Source organism: Paracoccus sp. (in: a-proteobacteria), from assembly GCF_046462195.1.
Classification (GTDB): Bacteria; Pseudomonadota; Alphaproteobacteria; order Rhodobacterales; family Rhodobacteraceae; genus Paracoccus.
The window spans coordinates 1-4,135 of record NZ_JBKGUN010000084.1; the positions used below are offsets into that span (position 1 = coordinate 1).

The 4,135-nt window shown below is 63.2% G+C and carries 4 protein-coding genes; all 4 read left to right on the forward strand.

The genetic code is table 11. The features are described 5' to 3' along the window. Window positions 1-287: 287 nt before the first annotated feature. Window positions 288-743, forward strand: coding sequence for a DUF2934 domain-containing protein (locus ACLHHB_RS05610; RefSeq protein ID WP_410217303.1), 456 nt, complete (start codon window positions 288-290; stop codon window positions 741-743). Window positions 744-971: 228 nt separating this feature from the next. After that, window positions 972-2,057, forward strand: coding sequence for an MlaE family ABC transporter permease (locus tag ACLHHB_RS05615; protein WP_410217306.1), 1,086 nt, complete (start codon window positions 972-974; stop codon window positions 2,055-2,057). Beyond that, window positions 2,054-2,833, forward strand: a complete 780-nt coding sequence (locus tag ACLHHB_RS05620) for an ABC transporter ATP-binding protein (RefSeq protein ID WP_410217304.1) — start codon at window positions 2,054-2,056, stop codon at window positions 2,831-2,833. The genes ACLHHB_RS05615 and ACLHHB_RS05620 overlap by 4 nt, the downstream gene beginning before the upstream one ends. 4 nt (window positions 2,834-2,837) lie before the next feature. After that, the gene (locus tag ACLHHB_RS05625) at window positions 2,838-4,085 is read left to right on the forward strand and encodes an MlaD family protein (RefSeq protein WP_410217305.1); all 1,248 of its coding nucleotides are present in this window, start codon (window positions 2,838-2,840) and stop codon (window positions 4,083-4,085) included. The last annotated feature ends 50 nt before the right edge of the window (window positions 4,086-4,135 follow it).

Here is a 4,135-nt window from a genome sequence, read left to right on the forward strand (position 1 = left end):
ACAAGCTGCTTCCGCAGTCCGAGATCGTTGGTGTTCTCACCGATGCGGCAACGACGCACGAGAACGCTGCCCGGGCCGGATCGGACCCCGGAAATGCAGCAAGACACGAAGCGGCAGCCCTTCTGATCAACCGCATCATCTCGGGCGGGAACCTGATCCGCAGCCCCTGAAACCCGCCTCGGTAACAACGGGCGTCCTCCGCCCGTTGTGTCAAGGCACACCGTCATGGCGTCAGAACAAACGTCATGATCCGAACAACCTTTGCAATCCTTGGAAGGAATGGCCCCATGAAAGAACGTCTTGTGGATATCATCGACAGCAATGGACAGGTTCTTCACACCTACCCCATCACACTGGGTGAGGATAACGGAACTGCGAGCGACGCTGACTATCAGGCCAAGGCGCTGGAGGCCGCTGCTCACGGGCAATTGGTTCCCGACGACGAACTGGCAGGTCTGACGGCACGGATGCACCACAGCCGGAGTGGCCGTTTGCAGCCCTACGGCGACGAGCTCAGCACCACGTCCGAGACCAGGCTTGGGCTGGAACAACTTGTCCGCGAGCAGGCGTATGCCATGTGGGAACAGGAAGGACGACCCGAAGGCCGCGCCGAGGAATTCTGGCATCGTGCTCTCGACCAGCATCTTCGCGGACGCGCATACGTTCTGTGGGAGCAAGAAGGAGGTGCGGAACGTAGTGCCGATGAAGACTGGCACCAGACGCGCAAGTTCCAGTCGCAGTAACGACGGGTGGTGCCGTCAAGGGACATCGCGTCGGGCATTGCCCTGATGCCACCGAGCGCTAAGCGTGTCCCGCACAGTGTCTCTTCATGATTGGAAGGCCTTATCAAGCTTGGTGTACTGCCTTTGCCCAACAATCAGTCCTCTGGTCATCTCGGTGAAGCCGCATGCTTGTCGCTGCGGGTCGCGCACCGATGTTCCCGGAAAATGTGAGGGCACGCGGGCATGAAGATGGGCGATGCACCCCTGCCTGACTTGTCGGTTGATGTTGCCGGCACGGGTTTGATCCTGTCCGGGCATTTGGTCGTGTGGACGCTGAACAAGCTGTCCCACACGCCAAACGGGGGCCAGATTGACCTTGCGTCCGTCACCCGGATGGATACGGCAGGCGCATGGGAACTGGCACAGAGACGCGCGGCCGGCAGCACGCTGACCGGTCTGTCAGACCACCACGCCCGTTTGCTTGCAACCGTCACGGAAGCGCTGCCTGTGCCGGACCAGACCGGCAATGTACCCGTTTGGTGGCGTCGCGTTCTGGACAGAACAGGGCGTCGTGTGGCCGGGGCATTGGTGTACCTGAGCGAACTGACCGAGTATCTGGGGCGCACCTTGGCCGCGCTTTGGCGAGGGTTACGCCGCCCGGCACAGTTTCCAGTGACGTCGCTGATCCATCATTGCCAGGAAACCGGCGTGCGCGCCGTGCCGATTGTTGCCGTCATGTCCTTCCTGATCGGGGTGGTGCTGGCTTTCCAGGGTTCCGACCAACTGCGCCAGTTCGGAGCGGAGGTGTTCGTGGTCGACCTGATCGCGATCTCGATCCTGCGCGAATTGGGGATCCTGCTGACCGCGATCATCGTGGCAGGGCGCACGGCTTCGGCGCTGACCGCGTCCATCGGGTCGATGAAGATGCGCCAGGAGATCGATGCAATGCGGACCTTGGGGCTTGACCCTGATCTGGTGCTGGTCTTGCCCCGCATCTTGGCCCTGGTTCTGATGCTGCCGATCCTTGGACTGGTTTCGGCACTGACCGGGCTCTTGGGCGGTGCGGTCATGTCCTGGGTCGAGCTGGGGATTTCTCCTGCCGTTTTTGTGGCGCGGCTTGCAGATGTCAGCGTCGGCCACGCCGTTGCAGGCTTGATCAAGGCGCCCGTCTTTGCGCTGATCATCGGAGTGATCGGCTGCCATTCCGGGATGCGGGTCGGCAAGGATGCGGAGTCGCTTGGACGGATGACCTCGTCTGCCGTTGTCAGCGCGATCTTTGCCGTCATCATCGCCGACGCGGCCTTTTCGATCTTCTTTGCGCAGGTGGGACTGTGAACGGCGATCCTGTTGTCCGCGTCCGCGACCTGCGCACGCAGTTCGGCAGTCATGTCGTGCATGAGGGGCTGGACCTCGACCTGCGGCGTGGCGAGATCCTGGGCGTCGTGGGCGGCTCCGGCACCGGGAAGTCGGTCCTGCTGCGCGCCATTGTGGGACTGGAGGCGTGCCAGGGCGGCACGATCGAGGTGCTGGGAAAGCCGATCGGTGCCCTTTCTGGTCCTGACCGTCGCGCCCTGGAGCAGCGGTGGGGCGTGATGTTCCAGGACGGGGCGCTCTTTTCTTCGCTGACCGTGCGCGAGAACGTCGAGGTGCCGCTGAGGGCAGTTGCAGGACTATCAGAAACACAACGACAAGGACTGGCCGAACTCAAGGTCTCCATGGCGGGGCTCCCCTGGAAGGCCAACGGCAATTATCCGTCGGATCTTTCGGGCGGAATGCGCAAGCGGGCCGGACTGGCTCGTGCGCTGGCGCTGGACCCTGAAATTGTTTTTCTGGACGAACCGACGGCGGGGCTCGACCCGATCGGTGCGTCCGCCTTTGACCGGCTCATCGTCACTCTGCGCGACGCGCTGAATTTGTCGGTATTCCTGGTGACGCATGACCTCGACACACTGCACGCCTGCTGTGACCGTGTCGCGGTGCTGGCCGAACGCAAGGTGCTGACAACCGGCACGATGGCCCAGATGCTGCAGGTCGATCACCCTTGGGTGCACGAGTACTTCCACGGGCCACGGGCGCGCGCTGCGACCGGCGGGCTCCCGGACAAGGACTGATCACATGGAAACCAAAGCCAATTATATCCTGATCGGCGCCTTCACCATCGCGGGTTTTCTGGGCATCCTGGGGTTTGTTCTGTGGTTTGCACAATTGGAGCTGGACCGCCAATTCGCCTATTATGACGTGTACTTTCCCGAAGTGTCGGGCCTCGGCCCCTCGTCTGACGTGCGTTTTGCCGGGCTGCCGGTCGGACGGGTCGTGGACATGCAACTGGCACCCGGCAACCCCCTGCCCGTCCGCGTCCGGCTGGAGGTGATCCTGGACACACCCATACGCAGCGACAGCGTGGCAGCCCTGGAGGTACAGGGCGTTACGGGAGTTGCACTCGTGGCAGTCAGTGCGGGCTCCGAGCGTGCACCGCTGCTGAGGGAGGCTGAGACTTCCGCGGTGCCGGTGATTGCCTCCAGCCGGTCCGCACTGCAGACATTGAGCGACGAGGGGCCGCAGATCATCAACCGCCTCAGCCTGGTGGCCGAACAGCTGTCACAGATCCTGGGCCCGGACAATCAGGGACGGGTGGCCGCGATCCTCGATAATGTTGAACGATCAAGCAGCCATCTGGATCAGGCGCTGGACGATGTGGCCTCCGCGACCGGTGCGATATCGGAGGCCGCCACGGGCATTGCGGCCTTTGGCGCGCAGATGGATGGCCTCAGCCGCAGTGCGGGTGTGACGCTGGAGCGTTTCGGGAATGCCGCGTCCGAGGCCGAAACCACTTTGAGCGCCGCCACGGCGACGTTGGACCGGGTCGACAGCTATGTGTCGGGCGATCTGACGACGCTGACACAGCAGCTCGAGCGCAGCGCAGCCGGGCTGACCGCCTTCAGCGAACGCGGCGAGACCAGCCTGGACAGTCTCGACAGCACATTGTTGGCAGGCACGCGAGCCTTTGACGCGGCAGAAACGATCATCAGCCGCGATCTTGCCCCCGTGGCCAGCGACCTGCGCGGCACGCTGGCGGCCGTGAACACGGCCTTGGCCAGCCTGCCCGATGATCTGCCGCAGATCACCGCCAGCCTGCGTCAGGCAGCAGACTCGGCCGCCAGTGCCTTTCAGTCGCTGCGCAGCGTGATGGACAGTGCCCGCGCACCCGTGCAAGCCTTTACCGGTGATACACTGCCCCAGCTCTCGCGTTTGTCTCAGGATCTGCGCTCACTGGTCGAAAACATGAACCAGCTCGTCTCGACCCTTCGCCGCAATCCCGGACAGCTGCTGTCCGGCCCCCGCACCCCCGAATTCCGTCGATGATGAGGTTTTCCATGCGCCTGCTTCCCGCTCTCTTGATCGCAGCCTTGGGC